Below are 21,115 nucleotides of genomic sequence, written 5' to 3' on the forward strand. Positions count from 1 at the left end.
GGACGCCCCGCCCGGCGTTCCACGAGACACCGTGCGGGGCGTCCCCCTGACGCCTCGCGCGGCCGCTAAGGAGAGATCTACTTGAGTTCGTACCGCCCGCTGCACGACGGCTGGACCCTGACGGCCGTCTCGCAGGACACCGGGGTGGCGGGCGTGACCGCGACCGTCCCCGGCTGCGTGCACACCGACCTGCTCGCCGCCGGGATCATCGACGACCCCTACCTGGACGACAACGAGACCCGGCTGGCCTGGATCGGCCGGACCGACTGGGTCTACCAGACCACCTTCGACTGGGCCGGCGACGACCACGAGCGGACCGACCTGGTCTGCGAGGGCCTGGACACGGTCGCCACGGTGATCCTCAACGGCGTCCAGGTCGCGACCACGGCCAACCAGCACCGCTCCTACCGCTTCGCCGTGCGGCACCTGCTGCGGCCGGGCGCCAACACCCTGACCGTGCGCTTCGACTCGGCCTACGCCTACGCCGAGGCCCAGCGGGCGGCCCTCGGCGAGCGGCCGAGCCCGTACGACGAGCCGTACCAGTTCATCCGGAAGACGGCCTGCAACTTCGGCTGGGACTGGGGGCCGACCGTGGTCACCGCCGGGATCTGGCGGCCGATCGGGCTGGAGTCCTGGAGCGGCGCCCGGCTGGCCGAGGTGCGCCCGCTGGTGACGATGGACGGCGCCGACGGCAGGGTGCGGGTGCACGTCCGCGTCGAGCGCGCCACCGAGGCGCCGCTGTCGGTGCGCGCCACCGTCGAGGGCACCGTCGAGGGCGCCGTCACGGGCGTCTCCACGCGGGCGGAGCTGGCGCCGGGCGAGCGCGAGGCCGTGCTGGAACTGACCGTGCCGGAACCGGAGCGCTGGTGGCCGCGCGGGTACGGCGCGCAGCCGCTGCACGAGCTGACCGTCACCCTGGACGACGGAGGACCCGGGCACGGTGCGGGAGACGGCGCGGGCGGCGGTGCGCGGCACGGCGCGGGCGGAGACGACGGGCGGCACGGCGGGGACGACGGGTCCCGCGGGCGGCGCTGGAACGGGAGGGTCGGCTTCCGCACGGTCGAGCTGGAGCGCGACGGCGGAGCCTTCACCCTGGTCGTCAACGGCGTTCCGGTGTTCGTGCGCGGCGTCAACTGGATCCCCGACGACTGCTTCCCCAACCGGGTCACCCCCGACCGGCTGACCGCCCGGTTCGCCCAGGCGGCCGAGGCCGGCGTCAACCTGCTGCGGGTCTGGGGCGGCGGGCTGTACGAGAGCGACGACTTCTACGGCCTGGCCGACGAGATGGGCCTGCTGGTCTGGCAGGACTTCCCGTTCGCGTGCGCGGCCTACCCGGAGGAGGAGCCGTTCCGGTCGGAGGTGGAGGCCGAGGCGCGCCAGAACGTCACCCGGCTGGCCGGCCACGCGAGCCTGGTGCTGTGGTGCGGCAACAACGAGAACCTGGAGGGTCACGCCGACTGGGGCTGGCAGGAGGAGCTGGCCGGGCGGAGCTGGGGTGCGGGCTTCTACTACGACCTGCTGCCCTCGGTGCTCGCCGAGCTCGACCCGACCCGCCCCTACTGGCCGGGCAGCCCGTACTCCGGCGCGCCGGACCTGCCGCCCAACGACCCCGCGCGCGGCACCGTCCACATCTGGGACGTGTGGAACCGCGAGGACTACACCCGCTACGGCGCCTACACCCCCCGGTTCGTGGCCGAGTTCGGCTTCCAGGGCCCGCCGGCGTACGCCACCATGCGCCGCGCGATCAGCGGCGAGCTGGCCGCCGACGCACCCCTGGTGCTGCACCACCAGAAGGCGATCGACGGCAACGCCAAGCTCCTGGCCGGTCTGGGCGGCCACCTGCCGCGGCCGGAGACCTTCGACGACTGGCACTACCTGACCCAGCTCAACCAGGCCCGTGCGATGGCCTTCGGCATCGAGCGGTTCCGGTCGCTCGCGCCGCACTGCATGGGCACGGTCGTCTGGCAGCTCAACGACTGCTGGCCGGTCACCTCCTGGGCCGCCGTCGACGGCGACGGCCGGCGCAAACCGCTCTGGTACGCGCTGCGCCGCGTCTACGCCGACCGGCTGCTGACCGTGCAGGACGGGGAGGTCGCGGTGGTCAACGACGCCCCCGAGCCGTGGCGCGGCGAGCTGTCGCTGGTCCGGTGCGGCCTGGACGGCGAGCCGCTGGCCAAGGAGGTCGCCCGGGTCGAGGCGGGACCGCGCTCGGTGGTCCGGGTGCCGCTGCCGGAGGCGGTCGCGGTGCCCGGCGATCCCGCCTCGGAGGTGCTGGTCGCCGGCCTGGACGGGAGCCGTACGGTCTCCTTCTTCGCCGAGGACACGGCGGTGGCCCTGCCCGAGGCGGCCTACGACGCCTGCGCCGAGCCCGTCGAGGGCGGCTACCGGGTGACGGTGACCGCGCGCACGCTCCTGCGCGAGCTGGCGCTGTTCCCGGACCGGCTGGACCCGGACGCCTCGGTCGACGACATGCTGGTGACGCTGCTGCCGGGGGAGAGCGCGGTCTTCCACGTCGCGACCGGACGGGAGCTCGATCCGGCGGCACTGCTCGCCTTCCCGGTGCTGCGCTGCGTGAACGAGGCCCGGCCGGGACGCGGATGAGGCAGGGCCGGGGCCCCGGCAGGGACCTCGGCCGGTTCCGGTGGGTGGACGGGCGCGCGGCCACGTCGGCCGGGCCGTTAGGCTGGGTGCGCATATCCGGACGACGCCGAGAGAGACGATGAAGACCTTCGAAGAGCTGTACGCCGAGCTGTCCGACAAGGCGCGCACCCGGCCCGAGGGGTCGGGGACCGTGGCCGCGCTGGACGCCGGAGTCCATGCCATCGGCAAGAAGGTCGTGGAGGAGGCCGCCGAGAGCTGGATGGCGGCCGAGCACGAGTCGAACGAGCGGGCCGCGGAGGAGATCTCCCAGCTCCTCTACCACGTGCAGGTCCTCATGATCGCCAAGGGGATCGGGCTGGACGAGGTCTACAAGCATCTCTGAGCCGGCGTGCCCGGCTCCCGTGCGAAGACCCTCCCCGCCCGAGAAGAAGGATTCCTCCCGCCATGCTCCGTCTCGCCGTACCCAACAAGGGCGCCCTCGCCGAGGGCGCCCAGACGATCCTCAAAGAGGCCGGATACCGCGTCCGCAAGGACAGCAAGGAACTCGTGGTCATCGACCCCGACAACTCCTGCGAGCTGTTCTTCCTGCGGCCCAAGGACATCGCCGTCTACGTCGGCGAGGGCACCCTGGACGCCGGGATCACCGGCCGCGACATGCTCCACGACTCGGGCGCGCGGGTGGAGGAGATCCTGCCGCTCGGCTTCGGCCGCTCCACCTTCCGCTTCGCGGCCAACCCGGGCGAGTTCGCCTCCGTCGCCGACCTGAAGGGCCGGCGGATCGCCACCGCGTACGCCGGGCTGCTGGAGGGCTACCTCACCGAGCAGGGCGTCGAGGCGAGGGTGATCAAGCTGGACGGCGCGGTGGAGACCGCGATCCGGCTGGGCGTGGCCGACGCCGTCGCCGACGTCGTGGAGACCGGCACCACGCTGCGCAACATCGGGCTGGAGGTGTTCGGCGAGCCGATCGCCCGCTCCGAGGCCGTGCTGATCCAGCGCCCGGACGCGGTGGAGAGCCAGGGGCTCGACCAGCTGGTGCGCCGGCTGCAGGGCGTGCTGGTGGCCCGCGACTACGTGATGATGGACTACGACATCCGCGCCGAGCGGATCGAGGAGGCCATCGCGCTCACCCCCGGCATGGAGGGGCCCACCGTCTCGCCGCTGCACCGGGAGGGCTGGGTCGCGGTCCGCGCGATGGTGCCGCGCAAGGGGCACCAGCAGGTGATGGACCAGCTCTGGGAGCTCGGCGCGAAGGCCATCCTGGTCACCGCCATCTACGCCTGCCGCCTCTGACGCCTCCCGTCCGCCGGCGGCGCCCCTCCCGGGATGAGCGCCGCGTCACCGCCCGGACGCCCCGGTCGCGACGGGCGGCCGGGGCGCCGCGGGTCACGAGGGGAGGGAGGCGGCCTCCTCCTCCTCCTCGATCTGCCGGTTCCACTCGCGCTTGGAGGACTGCCAGCCGTCCTCGTCGCGGCCGATCCGCCAGTAGCCGGAGATGGACAGCGCCGAGAGTGGGACGCCGCGCTCGGTGCGCAGGTGGCGGCGGAGCTCCCTGACGAACCCGGCCTCGCCGTGGACGAAGGCGTGCAGGGCGCCCTCGGGGAAGTCCAGCTCGCGGACGGCGGCGACCAGGCGCTCGCCGATCGGCGCCCCGCCCCGGTGCAGCCAGACGATCTTCACGTCGCCGGGGGAGTCGAGCGGCTGCTCCTCCTCGGGACCGGCCACCTCGACGAGGACGTGGGCCGGGGCCCCGGCGGGCAGGCGCTCCAGGGAGGCCGCGATGGCCGGCAGCGCGCTCTCGTCGCCCGCCAGCAGATGCCAGTCCGCCTCGGCGGAGGGCGCGTAGGCCCCGCCGGGACCGAGGAACCAGATCTCCTCGCCCGGTTGCGCCCGAGCCGCCCACGGGCCGGCCAGGCCGCTGTCGCCGTGGTGCACGAAGTCGAGGGTGAGCTCGCCCGCCTCGGCGTCCCAGGCCCGGACCGTGTAGGTCCGGGTGGTGGGCTGCTGCTCGCGGGGCAGGTCGCGGCGGATCGCCTCCAGATCGAGCGGCTGCGGGTACGTCACCCCGGGGGGAGCGAACAGCAGCTTCACGTAGTGGTCGGTGAACTCGCCCACGGGCAGGTCGCGCAGGCCCTCGCCGCCGAGCACCACCCGGATCATGTGCGGGGTGAGCCGCTCGGTGCGCACCACCTCGCCGCGTCGTGCCCTGCGCACGGGCCTGCCTTCTGCCATGAGCCGCTCCCGATGTGATCAACTTAGGTATGCCTAAGTAATAGCATACGCGCAGGCCGGGAGCCGCCGTTCCGGGGCCAGTCGGGCGATCAGTGAATCTACGTTGTAAAGCGGTAGGCCGAGGACGCGGATCAGTCCCGGCTGGGGGCGGAGAGCGCGGAGCGGTGGTCACGGGGGCTGACGCCGTACACGCGCTTGAAGGCGGCGCTGAGTGCGAAGGGGCTGCCGTAGCCGACCTGCCCGGCCACCGCCTCGACCGTCGCGCCCGGGTCGCGCAGCAGGTCGGCGGCGAGGGCCAGCCGCCGGTTCGTGAGGTACGTCATGGGCGGCTCGCCCACCAGCTCGGTGAAGCGGCGGGCCAGCGCCGCGCGGGAGGCGCCCGTCCTGGCGGCCAGCCCGGCCACCGTCCAGGGATGGGCCGGGTGCTCGTGGAGCAGGCGCAGCGCCGGGCCCACGACGGGGTCGCCGTGCGCCCGGTACCAGCCGGGGGCCTCGCCCCCGGGACGGGAGAACCAGGCGCGCAGGACGGCGACCAGCAGCAGGTCCAGCAGGCGGTCCAGCACGGCCTCCTGGCCGGGCGCGTCCCTGGCGATCTCCTCGTGGAGCAGGGGGACGAGCGGGGAGTCCCAGGAGTCCGCGGGGAGGACGAGCAGCCGGGGCAGCGTCGCCAGCAGCCGCCGGTCGACCTCGCTGCGCATCCGGTACGTCCCGGTGAGCAGCGTCGTGGAGCCGTCCGCCGCGCCGCCCCAGGTGCGCACGCCCAGGTCCAGCGCGTCGCACAGGTCCTCGCCCTCCGGCGTCGTGGCGCAGCCTCCGGAACGGACTACGGCCTGGGGCGGGGTGGCCGGGTCGTCGGCGACGGTGTAGGACTCGGGGCCGCGCACCACCGCGACGTCCCCGGTGCGGAGCCGTGCCTCCCCGGCGTCACCGGGCATGATCCATGCCTCGCCGCGGACCGCGGCGATCAGGGTGAGCGGTGCCCGGTCCTCGATCCGCAGCGACCAGGGCGGCTTCAGGATGCTGCGGAGGAGGAACGCCCCCCGGGCCCTCGGCCCGTCCAGCAGATCCGCGAACGCGCTCATCGATCACCTCCGGTGTGGGACTCCGGCCTCCCGGCCGGGATCCTCGGCGCCGCCGATTCTAGACAGCCGCGCATGGAACGGAGATCGTCGCGCATGGCCCGGTGCACCGGACGCCGGTTGACTGGAGACATGACGGAGAGCACACAGTTGTTGCGGGTCGCGGTCCTGATCGGGGCCACGGTGTCGACGGGGCTGATGGCGGGCCTGTTCTACGCCTTCGCGGTGGCGGTCATGCCGGGGCTGGGCCGCGCCGGCGACCGGACGTTCGTGGAGGCGATGCAGCGGATCAACGTGGCGATCCTCAACGGCTGGTTCGCCGCCGCCTTCGCCGGGGCCGCGCTGCTGACCGCCGCGGCGGGCCTGCTCCACCTGGGGCGCCCCGAGCTGCCGTGGATCGCGGCGGCCTTCGTGGCGTACGGCGCGGCGCTGGTCGTGACGTTCCGGATGAACATCCCGCTCAACGACGCGCTCGACGCGGCCGGGGAGTCCGGCCGCATCCCCGACCTCGCGGCGGTGCGCGGGCGTTTCGAGACGGCGTGGGTGCGCTGGAACGTGATCCGCGCGCTGGTCTGCACGGCCGCGCTGGCCCTGCTGTCCTGGGCGCTGGCCGTGTAGCCGGCCGTGCGGGAGGGTGGGGCGCGGGGACCGGCCGGTCCCCGCGCCCCTCGTCGTGCCGGTCCTCCGGTGATGCGGCCGTTCCCCTCCGTATCCTGAGGTGAAATCATGTTTCGTGCAGAGGAATGATCGGAAGATCGGCCCGGTGGGCGCCGTGCCGTACCGGCTGCTCAACGAACGGCGAAATGTCGGTGAACATCACTGCGCATCGCTCATGTTGCGGTCAGGGGGAGTCATCCTCGATACGTGCCGACCAACACGCACCTCCTGCCGCCGGCCGCCGCGGCGCCCGCGGGCGCACCGGCCGCGCCGTTCACCGTACCGGCCGCCGCCTCCTTCCCAGGGGCGGTTCCGGGGGCCGCGCCGGGTCCCATGCCGGGTCCCATGCCGGGGCCCGTGTCGGGTCCCGCTCCGGGGACCGTCCCGGGTGTCGCCCCGATCGTCGACCTCGACACCGGGGGCGTCATCGCGCTCCAGGCCGCCGCCGGTGACCTGGGGGAGGGCGGCTCGGGCCACGGGGACGTCGTCGTCCTGGCCAGGACCGTCCTGGAGGTGTCGCGGAGCGAGGCGCTGCTGCCCCTGGTCCTCGCCCTGCCCGCCCGGGCGGTGGTCAGCGGTTCGGCCGCCCTGGCGCCGCTCCACGAGGCCCTGCGGGTCTCCGGGCGGCGGCCCCGGGAGATCATCCTCGTGCTCCGGGGCGGTTTCGCCGAGGGGGACCGCCGGGCCCTGCTCGCCGGCCTGGAGGGGCTGCGCGCCATCGGCTACCTGATCGCGGTGGGGGACCTGGGCACCGCGCACGTCCCGCCGGACCTGCTGGCCGACGCCTCGCCGTACCTGGTGGTGCTCTCGGCCGGGCTGATGGCGCGGGTGGGGCGCGACCCCCGCCGGGCGGCGCTGGCCGAGTCGCTGGCGGAGCTGGCCCGGAACGCGGGCGCCCACGTGCTGGCCCCGGGCGTGGCGGAGGAGGCCCAGCTCGCCGCGGTCCGCAGGTGGGGGGTGCGGCTGGCGCAGGGCCCGCTGCTGGTGCCCGGTCCCTCCGGCCGGGTCCGCGTGCCGCTGCCGGTCGCCGAACCGGAGCCGGCCTGGCTCCTGCTCGGCCCGAGGGTCCAGGAGTTCCTGCTGCCCGCGGTGACGCTCCCCTACGAGGCGACCGCGGAGGAGGCCGTGGAGACCTTCAGCGGCGAACCCTCGATCACCGGCGTGGTCCTGGTCGACGAGTACCAGCGCCCCAAGGGCAGCCTGGACCGCAGCCGCTTCCTGCTCGCCATCGCCAGCCGGTACGGCCACGCGCTGCACGGCAGGAAGCCCGCCGCCCGGCTGGCCGACCCCGTCCGCGCGGTTCCGAAGACCACCCCCGCGATCGCCGCCATGCAGGTCGCGGGCCGCGACGCCGAACGGGTTTACGACGACCTGGTGGTCACCGACGAGGTGGGCCGGTGCATGGGCATCGTGCGGGTCTCGGACCTGATCCGCCAGGTCGCGGGCATGCAGGGGACGCCCGGGGCTCAGGAGACCCACGGGGCCCAAGGGCCTCGGACCGCCCCGGTGACGCACGGGACACGGTTGCCCTGAGCCGGCGACCGGGGCGGGCGGTCCTGCCGCCGGGGCGGGCACCGGTCCGGGTGGGCGCCGCCGGTGCTCCCGGACCGGGCCGGGAAGGGATCGCACGCCCTCCCGGGCCGACGCGGGCCCGGTCCGGGTAGGGTCCCGGGCATGACGTCACGACCGGCCGCCGGCGGGGGCCGCTGGGTCTCGGTGGGGCCGGAGCGGCTCGGCCGCTGGATCGACGGCTTCGCCGACCGGCACGGCCCCCTGGAGGCCGTCGCCTCCGACGAGGTCGTCCGGATCGAGGCCGCCGACGGGGCGGTGGCCGAGTGCCGGGTGCCCTTCCCCCCGCTGACGGCAGGCGGCGGCGGCCCGCTGGCCCGGCTGACCACCCACGTGCGCCGGGAGCGCAGGGTGGGCGTGCTGCTGGTACGGCTCGGCGGCCACGCGGCCGGGATCTTCCAGGGGGACGAGCTGGTCTCCTCCAAGGTCGGCTCGCGGCAGGTGCACGGCCGCAGCGCGGCGGGCGGTTGGTCGCAGCGGCGCTTCGCCCGGCGCAGGGAGAAGCAGGTGGACCAGGCGCACGAGGCGGCGGCCGAGGTGGCGCTGCGGATCCTGGGCCCGCACACGGACGGGCTGGAGGCGGTCGTCCTGGGCGGCGACCGGCGGGCGGTGGACGCGCTGCGGGCCGACCGCAGGCTCGCTCCGGTCTTCGCGCTGGAGACCGAACCCTTCCTGACGGTCCCCGACCCCCGCCTGGCGGTGCTCACCGCGACCCCGGCCCAGTTCCGCGCGGTCAGGATCAGGGTCGTCGACCCCGCCTGACCCGCCTGACCGATCTGGCCGGCCTGAGACCGCCCGGCCCCGCCGGCCCTGTGACCCCGCCCGGCCTCGGGCGCTCTCAGTGCGGGCCAGGATGGTCTCGGTGCGGCCCCGGGACGGGAGCCGGACGGCGTCCGCGACGGGTGCGGACCGGGTGCGGTGCCGGGAACAGGGCGGGCGCAGGTGCACGCGAGCCGTACACTGATCCGTATGCGCACTCCCGACTGACGCCGCCCGCGACGGGGCGGGACGGCCGAGCCGAGAGCCGGGAGACACAGGGCGCGGCGGGCTCGGCCACAGCGCCATGGTGAGCCCGTGTATCCCCCAGCCTGGGAGTGTTCCCCCAAACATGATCATCGCTTCTGACATCGAACTCCGCGCCGGAGCCCGGCTGCTCATCGAGGGCGCGTCGTTCCGGGTGAACCCCGGTGACAAGATCGGTCTCGTCGGGCGCAACGGCGCCGGGAAGACGACGCTGACCAAGGTGCTCGCGGGCGAGGCGCTGCCGGCGTCGGGCACGGTCGCCACCACGGGCGCGGTGGGCTACCTGCCGCAGGACCCCCGCACCGGCGACCTGCAGGTGATCGCCCGCGACCGCATCCTGTCGGCGCGCGGGCTGGACGAGGTCCTGCGCGAGCTGCGCGAGGCCGAGCTGGGCATGTCCTCGGCCGACGAGCGCACCCGCGACCGCGCGGTGCGCGCCTACGGACGGCTGGAGGACCGGCTGCACGTCCTGGGCGGGTACGCCGCGGAGTCGGAGGCGGCCTCGATCGCCTCCAGCCTGGGACTGCCCGACCGGGTGCTCGGCCAGCCGCTGGAGACCCTCTCCGGCGGTCAGCGCCGGCGCGTGGAACTGGCGCGGATCCTGTTCAGCGGGGCGGAGACTCTCCTGCTCGACGAGCCCACAAACCACCTCGACGCGGATTCGATCGCGTGGCTCCGTGACTTTTTGCGATCCCATCAAGGTGGTTTGATCATTATCAGCCACGATGTGACGCTCCTTGAAGCGACGGTAAACCGGGTCCTCCACCTGGACGCCAACCGCGCGGTGATCGACACCTACAACGTCGGCTGGAAGGCCTACCTGACCCAGCGGGAGACCGACGAGAAGCGCCGCAGGCGCGAGCGCGCCAACGCCGAGAAGCAGGCCTCGGCGCTGATGTCGCAGGCCGACAAGATGCGCGCCAAGGCCACCAAGGCCAAGGCGGCCCAGGACATGCAGCGCCGCGCCGAGCGGCTGCTGTCCGGCCTGGAGGTGGAGCGGCGCAGCGACAAGGTCGCCAAGCTGCGCTTCCCCCAGCCGGCCCCCTGCGGGCGCACCCCGATCACGGCGACGGAGCTGTCCAAGTCCTACGGCTCGCTGGAGGTCTTCACCGACGTCAACGCGGCCGTGGACCGGGGTTCCCGGGTCGTCATCCTGGGCCTGAACGGCGCGGGCAAGACCACGCTGCTGCGCATCCTGGGCGGCATCGAGAAGCCCGACACCGGCGAGGTCCGGCCGGGGCACGGGCTCAAGCTGGGCTACTACGCCCAGGAGCACGAGACGATCGACCCGGAGCGCACGGTACTGGAGAACATGCGCTCGGCCGCGGGCGACCTGGCCGACGTCGAGCTGCGCAAGGTCCTGGGCTCGTTCCTGTTCACCGGCGACGACGTGGACAAGCCCGCCGGGGTGCTCTCCGGCGGTGAGAAGACCCGGCTGGCCCTGGCCACCCTGGTGCTGTCGGCGGCCAACGTCCTGCTCCTGGACGAGCCCACGAACAACCTCGACCCGGCCAGCCGGGAGCAGGTGCTCACGGCCCTGAGGTCCTATTCTGGGGCGATTGTCCTCGTAACGCACGATGAGGGTGCTGTGGACGCTCTGCAACCGGATAGGGTGATCTTGCTGCCGGACGGAGTTGAAGACGCGTGGAGCGACGAATTTTCCGATCTTGTGGCACTTGCCTGATCTCAATTTGAGCGGGTACGGATCTTTTCCCTGGGAGTAGGTAGCCGATCCCGCAGAAATGACTGATCATGGCGGAGTAACGCTGCGGAAGTCTGGCACTACAGGAGGTAGCTCGTGGCCGAGACTCTCAAGAAGGGCACCCGGGTGACCGGGGCCGACCGTGAAAAACTGGCCGCCGATCTCAAGAAGCGCTACAGCTCGGGTGAGAGCATCCGTGCGCTCGCCGCTTCGACCGGCCGGTCGTACGGGTTCATCCACCGCATCCTGAGCGAGTCCGGTGTGACTCTGCGCGGGCGCGGCGGCGCCACCCGGGGCAAGACCAAGCGCTGAGCCGCCTCGGAACGCGCGACCGCAGCCGCTCGTCCTCAGCTCGTCCGTCCGCCCGGGTCTGCCGAACCTCATTCTAGAAGAGTCGGTAGGCTCGGGCGTGACAGACGGCGAACGCAGGGGAGAGCGAGCGATGGCGGAAGTGGTGCACGGGGGGAGTGCGGAGGAGATCTCTCTTGCGGAGGTCGGACTGCGCTTCGAGGTGGACGGCGAGATCGCGACGATCACGCTGGCGCGGCCGGAAAAGCGGAACGCTCAGACGTTCGCCACCTGGTCGGCGCTGGCTCGAATCGGTGACGACCTGCCGCAGCAGGTGAGGGTCGTCGTGGTCCGAGGTGAGGGGCCGTCCTTCTCGGCGGGCATCGACCTGCGGATGTTCACTCCGGAGGGGGTTCCGGGGCAGGGATCGTTCGCGAGCACCGCCACGCTCCGGGGCGAGGCCTTCGACGAGCGGATCGCGCAGGCCCAGCAGGGCTTCATGTGGCTGCGGCGGCCGGACATCGTCTCGATCGCGGCGGTCCAGGGCCACGCCGTCGGCGCCGGCTTCCAGCTGGCGCTCGCCTGCGACCTGCGGATCTTGGCCGACGACGCCAAGCTGTGCATGAAGGAGCCCGCGCTCGGCCTGGTCCCCGACCTGACCGGGACCAAGCCGCTGGTCGACCTCGTCGGCCTGTCGCGGGCCGTGGAGATCTGCCTCACGGCCCGGACCGTGGGCGCCGAGGAGGCGGCCAGGATCGGCCTGGCCGAGCTGGTCGTCGCCCCCGGTGACCTGACGCAGGCCGTACGGGACCTGGCGGCCGCGCTGCTGGCCACGAACCGCGACGCCGCCACGGCGACCAAGCGGCTGCTCCAGGGCGCCTCGGGGCGCACGCTGGAGGAGCAGTGCGCGGCCGAGCGGCAGGAGCAGATGGCGCGCATCAAGGCCCTGTTCGGCTGAGAGAGCAGGTCGGATGCGGTGTTCGCCCGGAGCTGATCCGGGAATCACCCCGCCTCTCCCGGCGCTCGGATCGGGAGAGGAGGCCAGATGGCGATGATGGGCGGGGGCTTCGGCCCCCAGGCGATGCGCTCGCTGCGGCGCGACAGCTCGGTGACCAAGGAGCGGCTCGCGCCGGGAACGGTCAAGCGGATCGTGCGCTACTCCAGGCCGTTCTCCCGGCAGATCGCCGCCTTCCTCGCCCTGGTCGTCCTCGGTTCGGTCATCGTGGTGGTCAACCCGCTGCTGATGCGGGCGATCATCGACGACGGCATCGAGGGGCGCGACGCCGGGCTCGTCGTCGGGCTCGCGCTGGCCATCGCCGGGCTGGCGGTGCTGGACGCCGGGCTCGGGCTGGCCCAGCGCTGGTTCTCCGCCCGCGTCGGCGAGGGCCTGATCTACAACCTGCGCACCGAGGTCTTCGACCACGTGCAGCGCATGCCGGTCGCGTTCTTCATGCGGACGCAGACGGGTGCCCTGGTCTCCCGGCTGAACACCGACGTGATCGGCGCGCAGCGGGCGCTGACCAGCACGCTGTCGTCGGTCGTTTCCAACGTGGTCATGCTGGTGCTGGTGCTCGGCACCATGGTCGTGCTGTCCTGGCAGATCACCCTGGTGGCACTGGTGCTGCTGCCGGTCTTCATCCTCCCGGCCAAGTGGGTCGGGCGGAAGATGTCGGGGCTCACCCGCGAGCAGATGGAGCTCGACGCCGAGATGAGCTCCATGATGACCGAGCGCTTCAACGTGGCGGGCGCCATGGTCGCCAAGCTGTACGGCCGGCCGGGCGAGGAGGCGGACGCCTTCGCCGCCCGCGCCGGGCGGGTGCGCGACGTGGGCGTCACCGTCGGCATGTACGGGACGGTCTTCCGGGTCGCCCTGGGCCTGGTCGCCTCGCTGGCCACCGCGCTGGTGTACGGCGTGGGCGGCGTGCTGGCCGTCGACGGCGCCTTCCAGGTCGGCACCCTGGTCGCGCTCACCGCCCTGCTGATGCGCCTGTACGGCCCGCTGACCAGCCTGTCCAACGTGCATGTGGACGTGATGACCGCGCTGGTCAGCTTCGACCGGGTCTTCGAGGTGCTCGACCTGGAGCCGATGGTGGCCGAGCGGCCCGGCGCGCGGCCCGTCCCGGCCGGGCCGGTGACGGTCGAGTTCGACGACGTGCGCTTCCACTACCCGGCGGCCTCGGAGGTGTCGCTGGCGTCGCTGGAGTCGGTGGCCCGCCCCGACACCGGGCAGAGCGGCGAGGTGCTGCGCGGGATCGGCTTCACCGCCCGCCCGGGCGAGCTGGTCGCGCTGGTCGGGCCCTCGGGCGCGGGCAAGACGACGATCACCTCGCTGGTCTCCCGGCTGTACGACGTGACCGAGGGCGCGGTCCGCGTCAACGGGCTCGACGTGCGCGAGGCCACCCTGGAGTCCCTGCGCGACACCGTGGGCGTCGTCATGCAGGACGCCCACCTGTTCCACGACACCATCGGGGCCAACCTGCGCTACGCCCGGCCCGGCGCGACCGACGAGGAGATCTGGGAGGCCCTGCGCGCCGCGCAGATCGCCGAGCTGGTCGAGTCCCTGCCCGAGGGGCTGGAGACCGTGGTGGGCGACCGGGGCTACCGGCTGTCCGGCGGGGAGAAGCAGCGCCTGGCGCTGGCCAGGCTGCTGCTCAAGGCGCCCCGGGTGGTCGTCCTGGACGAGGCCACCGCGCACCTGGACTCCGAGTCGGAGGCCGCCGTGCAGCGGGCGCTGAAGAGCGCGCTGGCCGGGCGGACCTCCCTGGTCATCGCGCACCGCCTGTCCACGATCCGGGAGGCCGACCAGATCCTGGTGATCGCCGACGGCCGCGTCGCCGAGCGGGGCCGGCACGAGGACCTGCTGGCCGCCGGGGGCGTCTACGCCGAGCTCTACCGCACGCAGTTCAGCGCGCAGTCGCGGTGACGGGCCCGGTCGCGATGCACGCGGTTCAGCGCGCGGTCACGGTGGCGGGCCCGGTTGCGATGCGCATGGTTCAGCGCGCGGTGGCGGCCGGCGGGGCGGGCGGTCACCGGTAGCCCAGGCGGGCGAGCTCCTCGCGGGCGACCTTCTCCACGAGCTCGGCGTCCTCGCGGCGCAGGCGGGTGCGCCAGGCGCCGACCTTCGGGGCGTTCCTGCCGTACAGGGCGACCTTGGAGACGCGGGTCTCCAGGAAACGGGAGAGGATCTCCACCGTCTCGGTGGGCGAGGCCGCGAGCTCCTCGTAGCGCAGCGTCAGCAGCTGCTCGCGCGGGAGCTCGCGGTGCAGCTCCGCGGCCAGGCGCACGGCCCCGCGCCAGCGCAGCGCGCACTTGCCCGCCGTGGACATCGCCTTCCACCGGTCGATGTGCTCGGCGGACTTGACGCCGAGGAAGGGGTTGGGGAACTCGGTGTCGTCGCTCACCCGGACCGGCTTGAACCACGACAGCGCCGCCGGGTCGGCCATCATGTCGGCGGCCACGTCCCGGCCGTCGCGGATCAGCTGGACGAACCTGGCGTCGGGGAAGGCCTGGAGCAGCACCGGGGCGCTGTAGAGCAGGTCGGGGCTGGCGTCGCCGAACCGGGCGACCGCCCCGGCGGTCGCGCACGGGCCCGTACCGGTCACGCCGCCCGCCTCCCGGCAGACGTCCGGGCACTCGCGGCACGCCCCCGGGAGGATCTGCCAGGACTCGGCCATGGCGTCCCGGAGCACGCGGATGGCGCCCAGGCCCCGGCGGGCGATGGAGGGCCGCCGGGCGAAGGCGTGCACCACGTGGGTCACGGCGGCCCGGCCCATCGTGACGTGGAAGCCGGGCGAGCGTTTGAGGGCGCGGCCCAGCAGGTCCGCGCCGGAGTGCGGGGCGGCGAGCACGAACACCGGCCGACGGACCTTGATGCCGTTGACCACGAGGATGTGGGGCGGAGGTCGCATGTCTGACCCCAGTGTGGCACCGTTTGCGGAGTGAACGAACCGGCCACGCCCAGGCACGCCGGGACGGGTTCCGCCGTCCCGCGCCCGCTGCGTCCGGGCGACACGGTGGCCGTCGTGGCCCCGTCCGGGCCGGTCGACCCGGTACGGCTGGCCCGCGGCACCGCCGTGCTCGCCGGGCTGGGGCTGAAGGTCGTCACGGGCGCCCACGTGCTCGACCGCGACGGCTACCTGGCCGGGTCCGACGCGGCGCGGGCGGCCGACCTCCAGCGGGCCTGGTGCGACCCGGCGGTCGCCGCGGTGCTGTGCGCGCGGGGCGGCTACGGCGCGACGCGGATCCTAGGCCTGCTCGACTGGGAGGCCATGCGCGCGGCCGGGCCGAAGACCCTGGTCGGCTCCAGCGACGTCACCGCCCTGCACCGGGCGCTGGAGGTCCGGCTCGGCCTGGTCTCCTGGTTCGGCCCCATGCCCGCCTGCCCGCTGCTCGCCGAGCCGGGCGGGCCCGAGCCCCGGAGCCTGGAGCGGCTCTCGGCCGCGCTGTTCGGTGGCGCCGGGCCCGTCATCGGATCCGTCGCCGGGGACCGGGCGATCGCCGCCGGGAGCGCCGCGGGTCCGATCACCGGGGGGAACCTGTCACTGCTGGCGGCGCTGTGCGGCACGCCGTACCGGCTGCGGGCGGAGGGGCGGATCGTCCTGCTGGAGGACGTCGGGGAGGCTCCCTACCGGATCGACCGGATGCTCACGCAGTTGCTGGGAGCCGGGGCGCTGGACGGGGCGGCGGGGTTCGCGCTGGGTTCGTGGACGGACTGCGGCGACCCCTGGCCGGTGCTGGAGGAGCGGCTCGGGGCGCTCGGCGTGCCGGTGGTCGCCGGGTTCCCGGTCGGCCACGGAACGCCGCAGTTCAGTGTGCCTATGGGGGCACTTGGTGGTATTGATGCTGAATCGTGCTCCCTGACCTGGTCGATCCGCTATCCCGACGGGGCACTCTAAGGAGACCAGAGAGAGGAAACCCGGCAGAGGGGACGCACGCGTGAGGCTGAGGCTCTTCCGGCTCCGGCGGCATCGTGACCGGCGGGCAGACCGGCGGGCGGGGCCGCCGCCGCGCCCGGTGGAGGACGTCGACCTCGACTCCCTGCTCGGCCTGGTCGCCGGTTCCCTCGGCTACACCTGCTCCTTCGCCCCCGACGGCGGCACGCTGACGCTGTCCGGGGCGCCGTCCGGGGCGCCACCCGAAGCGCCGCCCGGCCCGGGCACCGTCACGGTCCGGCTGGCGGGGCTGCGCGCCGAGGCGGGGCGCCACTCGCGTGAGGACTGGCCGACGCTGGTCTCCGAGCACCTGGCCCACACCCTGGCCACGCTGGACGAGCCGCTGGACGCCTGCGACCTCGCCCAGATCCGGCCCCTGCTGCGCACCCGGATCCGGCTCGACGACGACCTGGGTCCAGCCCGCGTGGTCGGCCGCCACCTCACCGCGGATCTGGTCGAGGTGCTCACGATCGGATACGGGCGCGAAGGCCGGCCGGTCCGCCCGGAGGAGGTCGGCTGCTGGCCGATCACCCCCGCCCAGGCGCTGGAGCTGGCCGCCGACAACACCCGCAAGGACGAGCGCCTCTCGACGACCCGGGAGGACCTCGGCGGCGTGGCCGTCCGGCGGCTGACCGGCTCGACCGCCTGCGCCGCCACCCACCTGCGCCACCTGGAGGACTACTTCCCGGTGCCCGCGGACGGGGCGCTGGTCGTCCTGCCGGACCCGGCGACGCTGGTCGTCCACCTGGTGGAGGGCCTGGACGTGGTGCGTGCGATCGAGCGGCTGCGCACGTTCGCCCAGCGGGAGTTCGAGCGCGCGGCCGATCCGCTGAGCCCGCAGGTCCACTGGTGGCACCGGGGCCGTCTCAGCCTGATCAGGGCCGACCTGGTCAACCAGGACGGGCAGACCCGGCTCGTGGTGGCTCCGCCGCAGGAGTTCGCCCGCGTCCTGGCCTCCCTGGCCGGGCGGTCCGGCGGCGGGACCGGCGGAGCCTGAGGACGGCCCGGGGCCGGTCGTGGCGGGAAATTGAGGGCCGCGCCGGGGGCGGACGGTGAAACCGGTGCGAACAGTACGCTCCTTCGGCAAACCAAACGTCATGCGGCCACGACAAACCATAGGAAGATGATTTCTGTCCCGCGCTCGGCCCGATGGTCCTCAGGTGCGTCCTGGACCGTTCCCCGCGTGTCCGTCGCGACCGGGCCGCGGCCGGCGGAGGCGGGCTGATCGGGTTTGTGCTGACGAGGAGTGAGAAATGGCGCAGTGGTGCCTCGGTGTCGATCTCGGGACGAGTTTCTCCGCCGGGGTGATAGCCGCCGAAGGCCGCTTCGACGTCCTGGAGGTCGAGGGGGAGCGGCGCATCCCCTCCGCCGTCATGCTGGACGAGCGCGGGACGCTGGTGGCCGGCCGGATCGCCCAGCGGGGCATCGGCGTCAGCCCCGAGCGCGTCGAGCGCAACCCCAAGCGCTACGTCGGCCGGGGCCGGATGCTGCTCGGCGGGGTCCCGGTGGACGTCACCGACGCCATGGCGGCGCTGCTGGAGCTGTTCGTCAGCGAGGGGCGGCGCCGGTTCGACGGGGCCGACCCCGACTGCATCGCGCTGACCCACCCGGTGGCCTGGAGCGCCGAGCGCAAGGCGGTGCTGCTGGCGGCGGCGAAGAAGGTGGTGCGCGGCGTGCGGATCGCCTTCGTCGACGAGCCGGTCGCCTCGGCCCGCTACTTCGCCTCCTCCGGCCGCGTGCCGAGCGGGTCCCACCTGGCCGTCTACGACCTCGGCGGCGGCACGTTCGACGCGGCCGTGCTCACCGCCGACGGGAGCGACTTCAAGGTCGTGGGGGAGCCGGGCGGCAGCGACGAGATCGGCGGCGAGGGCTTCGACGAGCAGGTCTTCGCCTTCTTCGGCACGCAGCTGGAGCGCATCGACCCCGAGTGGTGGACGCAGGTGACCACCAACCCGGAGCGCCGCTACGTCAGCTACGCCGCCGACCTGCTGAAGACCGCCAGGGAGGCGAAGGAGACCCTGTCGAAGTTCGAGACCTCCTCCCACTACGTGGTCGGCGTCAACGAGGACGTGCAGATCGACCGGGCCGAGCTGGGCGGCCTCATCGGTGAGGAGATCATCCGGACGGCCGACATCCTGGAGGAGACGATCCGCGGCGCGGGGATCGGCCCGGACGAGCTGGCCGCGGTGTTCATGACCGGCGGCGGCAGCCGGATGCCCTCGGTCCAGCAGGCCGTGCGCGACCGCTTCGGGGACAAGGTGCGCACCTACGACGACCCGAAGATCGTCGTCGCGTACGGCGCCGCGCAGCTCGCCTGGAAGCTCAAGGTCGAGCACCGCGAGCCCGGCCGGACGACCGGCCCCCACCCGGCCGGCGGGCCCTCCCTGCGGCCCGCCGGCACGACCGGCGGGCACCCCGTCCCCGTCCTCCCCGTCGCGCCCGCGCCCGCCCCCGCCCCTGCCCCGGCTCCCGCCGCCGCTCCCGGGGCGGCCGGGGACCCGGCCGCAGGGCACCGGTCCTCCACCGGGCCGATGCACGTGCCCGCCGGGCACCGGGCGGCCTCCGGCGGCGCTCCGGCCGTGGACGGCCCCACGGTCAAGGGCGTCGAGAAGGTGATGGACCACGTGCTGGAGGCGCGGGCCGCGGGCGGCCGCGTCCTCGTCCACCAGGCGTTCGAGGGCGGCCACTTCCTGCGCAGGCTCGACGGCGTGGAGGGCCGCCACGACCGCGAGCTCCACTTCGGCCGGCTGGTGGAGTGGGCCGCCTCGGGCGAGGGCGTCGTCACGACGGAGCAGGTCGGACCGGCGCAGCTCCTGGTGCGCGCGCTCACCCCCGAGCTGGGCATCCGCTCCACCCATCCGCTGCAGACCTGGGGCAACCCGACCGTGCTGGCGCACGGCCGTACCGGGTGGGTGTTCTACCAGTCCCGGCAGACCGTCGCGGTCGACGCCGCGGTGGGTCTGCCGTGGGGGGAGACCGGGCAGCTGGCGATGATCGAGATCGATCTGGGGGGCGGCTTCTTCTTCCAGGAGCCCCAGCCGCGCGACCTGGGACCCTACGCCCAGTGGTTCGTGAACGAGGACAACAGGGTGCGCCGGCTGGTCGACCAGGACTCGCCCAGCGGCACCGATCCGGCGCTCTCGGTCGGGGCGCCCGGCTGCACGGTGGTCCTCGGGCAGTTCAGCAGCAACAAGCCGCTGTTCGCCAGTCGGCACCAGGACTTCCGGCCGTGGCAGGTGCTGTGCCTGGTCGATCCCGGCGGCGTGGTCCGGCCGACGATGCGCGAGCCGGGCCGGAGCTGGCTCCACCAGGTCGTCCTGCACAACGGCAGGTGGTTCACGGCCAGCTCGGCGGGGCTGGAGGCGGACACCGCCGCCGGCCGGCCCGCGCTGGTCGCGCCGCGCCCCCCGGCCGGGGCGCTGCGCTGGGTCCCGGCGGGCGGCAGCCTCTACGCGGTCGGCGCGGACCAGGTGAGCCCCGCCAGGGGCTGGTCGGTCAGCATCCTCGACGAGCGGTCCGGCGCGCTGCGGTTCCTGATGGGCAAGAAGTCGGCGGCCCTGGCGGGCCACCTCACCTCCCGGTACCGCTGGGAGCGCCCGCGCCTGGTGGCCGACGGCGACTCGCTCTGGCTGACCATGCTCGACGCAGGCCGGAGCAGGCTCGTGCACGTCACCCCCGAGGGGGCGCGGGAGGTCCACCGCGCGGCGGGCACGTTCGAGCCGGTCGTCCGGGTCCCCACGGGCCTGCTCTGCCTGCACCGCCCCGCCGACCCGGTCGGGGCCACCCGCGACCATCCCGCCACCCTGGTGCACCTGCCCCTCTGACCCTCCACGCCTCCGCTCCGGCCTCCCCCTCCGGTACGGTCACCCGGTTAGGTCCTTGTCACCCAAACGTTAGGGTCAGGCGAGAATCCCCAGGTCGAAGGGCATTTCCCGGCACGGTGGGGCCGTGCCGCCCGAAGACGGCTTTTCCGCGTCCGACCTGGGGGAGAGGGGCCGTTCGCGTGATCCCCGGGTGACCTACCGTGATCTCCGCAGCCGGGACGGATTTCGGTCTGCAGGTTTCCATCGCAGCAAGGCGGTTATTCATCGGTCACGAAAGGAACAAGAAGAACGAACGGATTAAAGGGGGATAAACCGGATGATCACTCAGGAGCAGATCCGTACGGTGCTCGACCAGGACGTCTACGACGCCAACGGCGAGAAGATCGGCGAGGTGAAGCACGTCTACCTGGACGACGCCACCGGCCGGCCCGAGTGGCTGTGCGTCAAGACCGGCCTGTTCGGCATGCGGGAGACCTTCGTCCCCGTCCAGGCGGCCGACGTGGTCGCCGACCACGTCGAGGTCGCCTACGACAAGGACCGGGTCAAGGCGGCCCCCAACGTGGACGTGGACGCCGGCGGCCACCTGTCGGCCGACGAGGAGCGCGAGCTGTACCGCTACTACGGCATCGACTGGGCGGACTCCTGGCGGCAGGCCAACCAGCCCGGGGAGAGCGGCTGGGCGCACAGCGGCGGTGCGCGCGAGCGCGAGCGGCTGGGCCGCGACGACGAGGCGATGACCCGGTCCGAGGAGCAGCTGACCGTCGGCACCGAGGCGCACGAGGCGGGCCGGGCCCGGCTGCGCAAGTACGTGGTCACCGAGGAGCAGCAGATCAGCGTGCCGGTGACCCGTGAGGAGGTGCGCGTCGAACGCGAGCCCATCACGGACGCCAACCGGGACGCGGCCCTGGCCGGTCCGGAGATCAGCGAGGCCGAGCACGAGGTCGTCCTGCACGAGGAGTGGCCGGTGGTGGACAAGCAGGCCGTACCGGTCGAGCGGGTGCGCCTGGGCAAGGAGCGGGTCACCGAGCAGGAGACCGTCTCCGGGCAGGTCCGCAAGGAGCGCATCGACGTCGACGGGGGCATCGACGGGGGCACCGACGGCGACATGGACGACTCCCGCCGCGCCTTCTGACCGCCCGTCGCCGCGTCCGCCGCGTCCGCCGCGCCCGTCCCGCGTCCCGCCGTCTCCGGGTTCACGCCCGGGGCGGCGGG

General features: G+C 73.7%; 17 protein-coding genes. 14 read left to right on the forward strand and 3 right to left on the reverse strand.

Features of this window, described 5'->3' with window-relative positions; translation table 11 throughout:
- The first annotated feature begins 81 nt into the window (after positions 1-81).
- The 3 genes from IEZ07_RS13380 (at position 82) to hisG (ending at position 3,891) form a co-directional block, all read left to right on the forward strand.
- Positions 82-2,601, forward strand: coding sequence for a glycosyl hydrolase 2 galactose-binding domain-containing protein (locus IEZ07_RS13380; RefSeq protein WP_191895050.1), 2,520 nt, complete (start codon positions 82-84; stop codon positions 2,599-2,601).
- Positions 2,602-2,719: 118 nt separating this feature from the next.
- Entirely contained in the window at positions 2,720-2,983 is a 264-nt protein-coding gene (locus tag IEZ07_RS13385) for a phosphoribosyl-ATP diphosphatase (protein ID WP_012892448.1), read from the forward strand.
- 62 nt (positions 2,984-3,045) lie between these two features.
- Positions 3,046-3,891 (forward strand): ATP phosphoribosyltransferase, encoded by an 846-nt coding sequence (hisG, locus tag IEZ07_RS13390; RefSeq protein WP_068899238.1) that lies wholly within the window; start codon positions 3,046-3,048, stop codon positions 3,889-3,891.
- Positions 3,892-3,984: 93 nt separating this feature from the next.
- On the opposite strand, the gene IEZ07_RS13395 is transcribed toward hisG, so the two are convergent.
- Both IEZ07_RS13395 and IEZ07_RS13400 read right to left on the reverse strand, forming a co-directional pair.
- A complete protein-coding gene (locus tag IEZ07_RS13395; protein ID WP_191895051.1) occupies positions 3,985-4,830 on the reverse strand; it encodes a siderophore-interacting protein in 846 nt (281 codons plus the stop codon).
- Between the two features lie 131 nt (positions 4,831-4,961).
- The gene (locus IEZ07_RS13400) at positions 4,962-5,912 is read right to left on the reverse strand and encodes an AraC family transcriptional regulator (protein WP_191895052.1); all 951 of its coding nucleotides are present in this window, start codon (positions 5,910-5,912) and stop codon (positions 4,962-4,964) included.
- Positions 5,913-6,041: 129 nt separating this feature from the next.
- Here IEZ07_RS13400 and IEZ07_RS13405 point away from each other — a divergent pair, with 129 nt between their 5' ends.
- From IEZ07_RS13405 to IEZ07_RS13435, 7 genes are all read left to right on the forward strand, one after another.
- On the forward strand, positions 6,042-6,527 hold the full coding sequence (locus IEZ07_RS13405) for an anthrone oxygenase family protein (RefSeq protein WP_204054350.1): 486 nt from the start codon (positions 6,042-6,044) through the stop codon (positions 6,525-6,527).
- 246 nt (positions 6,528-6,773) lie between these two features.
- Positions 6,774-8,099, forward strand: coding sequence for an EAL domain-containing protein (locus IEZ07_RS13410; RefSeq protein WP_239319873.1), 1,326 nt, complete (start codon positions 6,774-6,776; stop codon positions 8,097-8,099).
- A gap of 141 nt (positions 8,100-8,240) precedes the next feature.
- Positions 8,241-8,897, forward strand: coding sequence for an acVLRF1 family peptidyl-tRNA hydrolase (locus IEZ07_RS13415; protein WP_191895053.1), 657 nt, complete (start codon positions 8,241-8,243; stop codon positions 8,895-8,897).
- Between the two features lie 346 nt (positions 8,898-9,243).
- Complete coding sequence (locus tag IEZ07_RS13420; RefSeq protein WP_191895054.1) at positions 9,244-10,842, forward strand: ABC-F family ATP-binding cassette domain-containing protein; 1,599 nt, start codon at positions 9,244-9,246, stop codon at positions 10,840-10,842.
- A 114-nt stretch (positions 10,843-10,956) separates the two neighbouring features.
- Positions 10,957-11,172: a helix-turn-helix domain-containing protein gene (locus IEZ07_RS13425; protein ID WP_068899248.1), complete on the forward strand. Its 216-nt coding sequence runs from the start codon at positions 10,957-10,959 to the stop codon at positions 11,170-11,172.
- Between the two features lie 130 nt (positions 11,173-11,302).
- On the forward strand, positions 11,303-12,106 hold the full coding sequence (locus IEZ07_RS13430; RefSeq protein WP_068899250.1) for an enoyl-CoA hydratase/isomerase family protein: 804 nt from the start codon (positions 11,303-11,305) through the stop codon (positions 12,104-12,106).
- An 87-nt stretch (positions 12,107-12,193) separates the two neighbouring features.
- On the forward strand, positions 12,194-14,071 hold the full coding sequence (locus IEZ07_RS13435; RefSeq protein WP_191895055.1) for an ABC transporter ATP-binding protein: 1,878 nt from the start codon (positions 12,194-12,196) through the stop codon (positions 14,069-14,071).
- A 103-nt stretch (positions 14,072-14,174) separates the two neighbouring features.
- Here the strand turns inward: IEZ07_RS13435 and IEZ07_RS13440 are convergent, their stop codons facing one another.
- Complete coding sequence (locus IEZ07_RS13440) at positions 14,175-15,056, reverse strand: sulfotransferase family protein (protein WP_068899254.1); 882 nt, start codon at positions 15,054-15,056, stop codon at positions 14,175-14,177.
- A gap of 30 nt (positions 15,057-15,086) precedes the next feature.
- On the opposite strand from IEZ07_RS13440, the gene IEZ07_RS13445 reads away from it, so the two are divergent.
- The 4 genes from IEZ07_RS13445 to IEZ07_RS13460 all read left to right on the forward strand — a co-directional run bounded on the left by IEZ07_RS13445 (position 15,087) and on the right by IEZ07_RS13460 (position 21,035).
- A complete protein-coding gene (locus IEZ07_RS13445) occupies positions 15,087-16,043 on the forward strand; it encodes a S66 peptidase family protein (RefSeq protein ID WP_191895056.1) in 957 nt (318 codons plus the stop codon).
- A gap of 40 nt (positions 16,044-16,083) precedes the next feature.
- Positions 16,084-17,076 (forward strand): hypothetical protein, encoded by a 993-nt coding sequence (locus tag IEZ07_RS13450; protein WP_239319875.1) that lies wholly within the window; start codon positions 16,084-16,086, stop codon positions 17,074-17,076.
- Positions 17,077-17,332: 256 nt separating this feature from the next.
- Positions 17,333-19,903, forward strand: a complete 2,571-nt coding sequence (locus tag IEZ07_RS13455) for an Hsp70 family protein (RefSeq protein ID WP_191895057.1) — start codon at positions 17,333-17,335, stop codon at positions 19,901-19,903.
- 316 nt (positions 19,904-20,219) lie between these two features.
- A complete protein-coding gene (locus tag IEZ07_RS13460) occupies positions 20,220-21,035 on the forward strand; it encodes a DUF2382 domain-containing protein (protein ID WP_191895058.1) in 816 nt (271 codons plus the stop codon).
- Positions 21,036-21,115 lie beyond the last annotated feature (80 nt).

The sequence above is a fragment of the Planomonospora parontospora genome, assembly GCA_014647935.1.
GTDB lineage: Bacteria > Actinomycetota > Actinomycetes > Streptosporangiales > Streptosporangiaceae > Planomonospora > Planomonospora parontospora.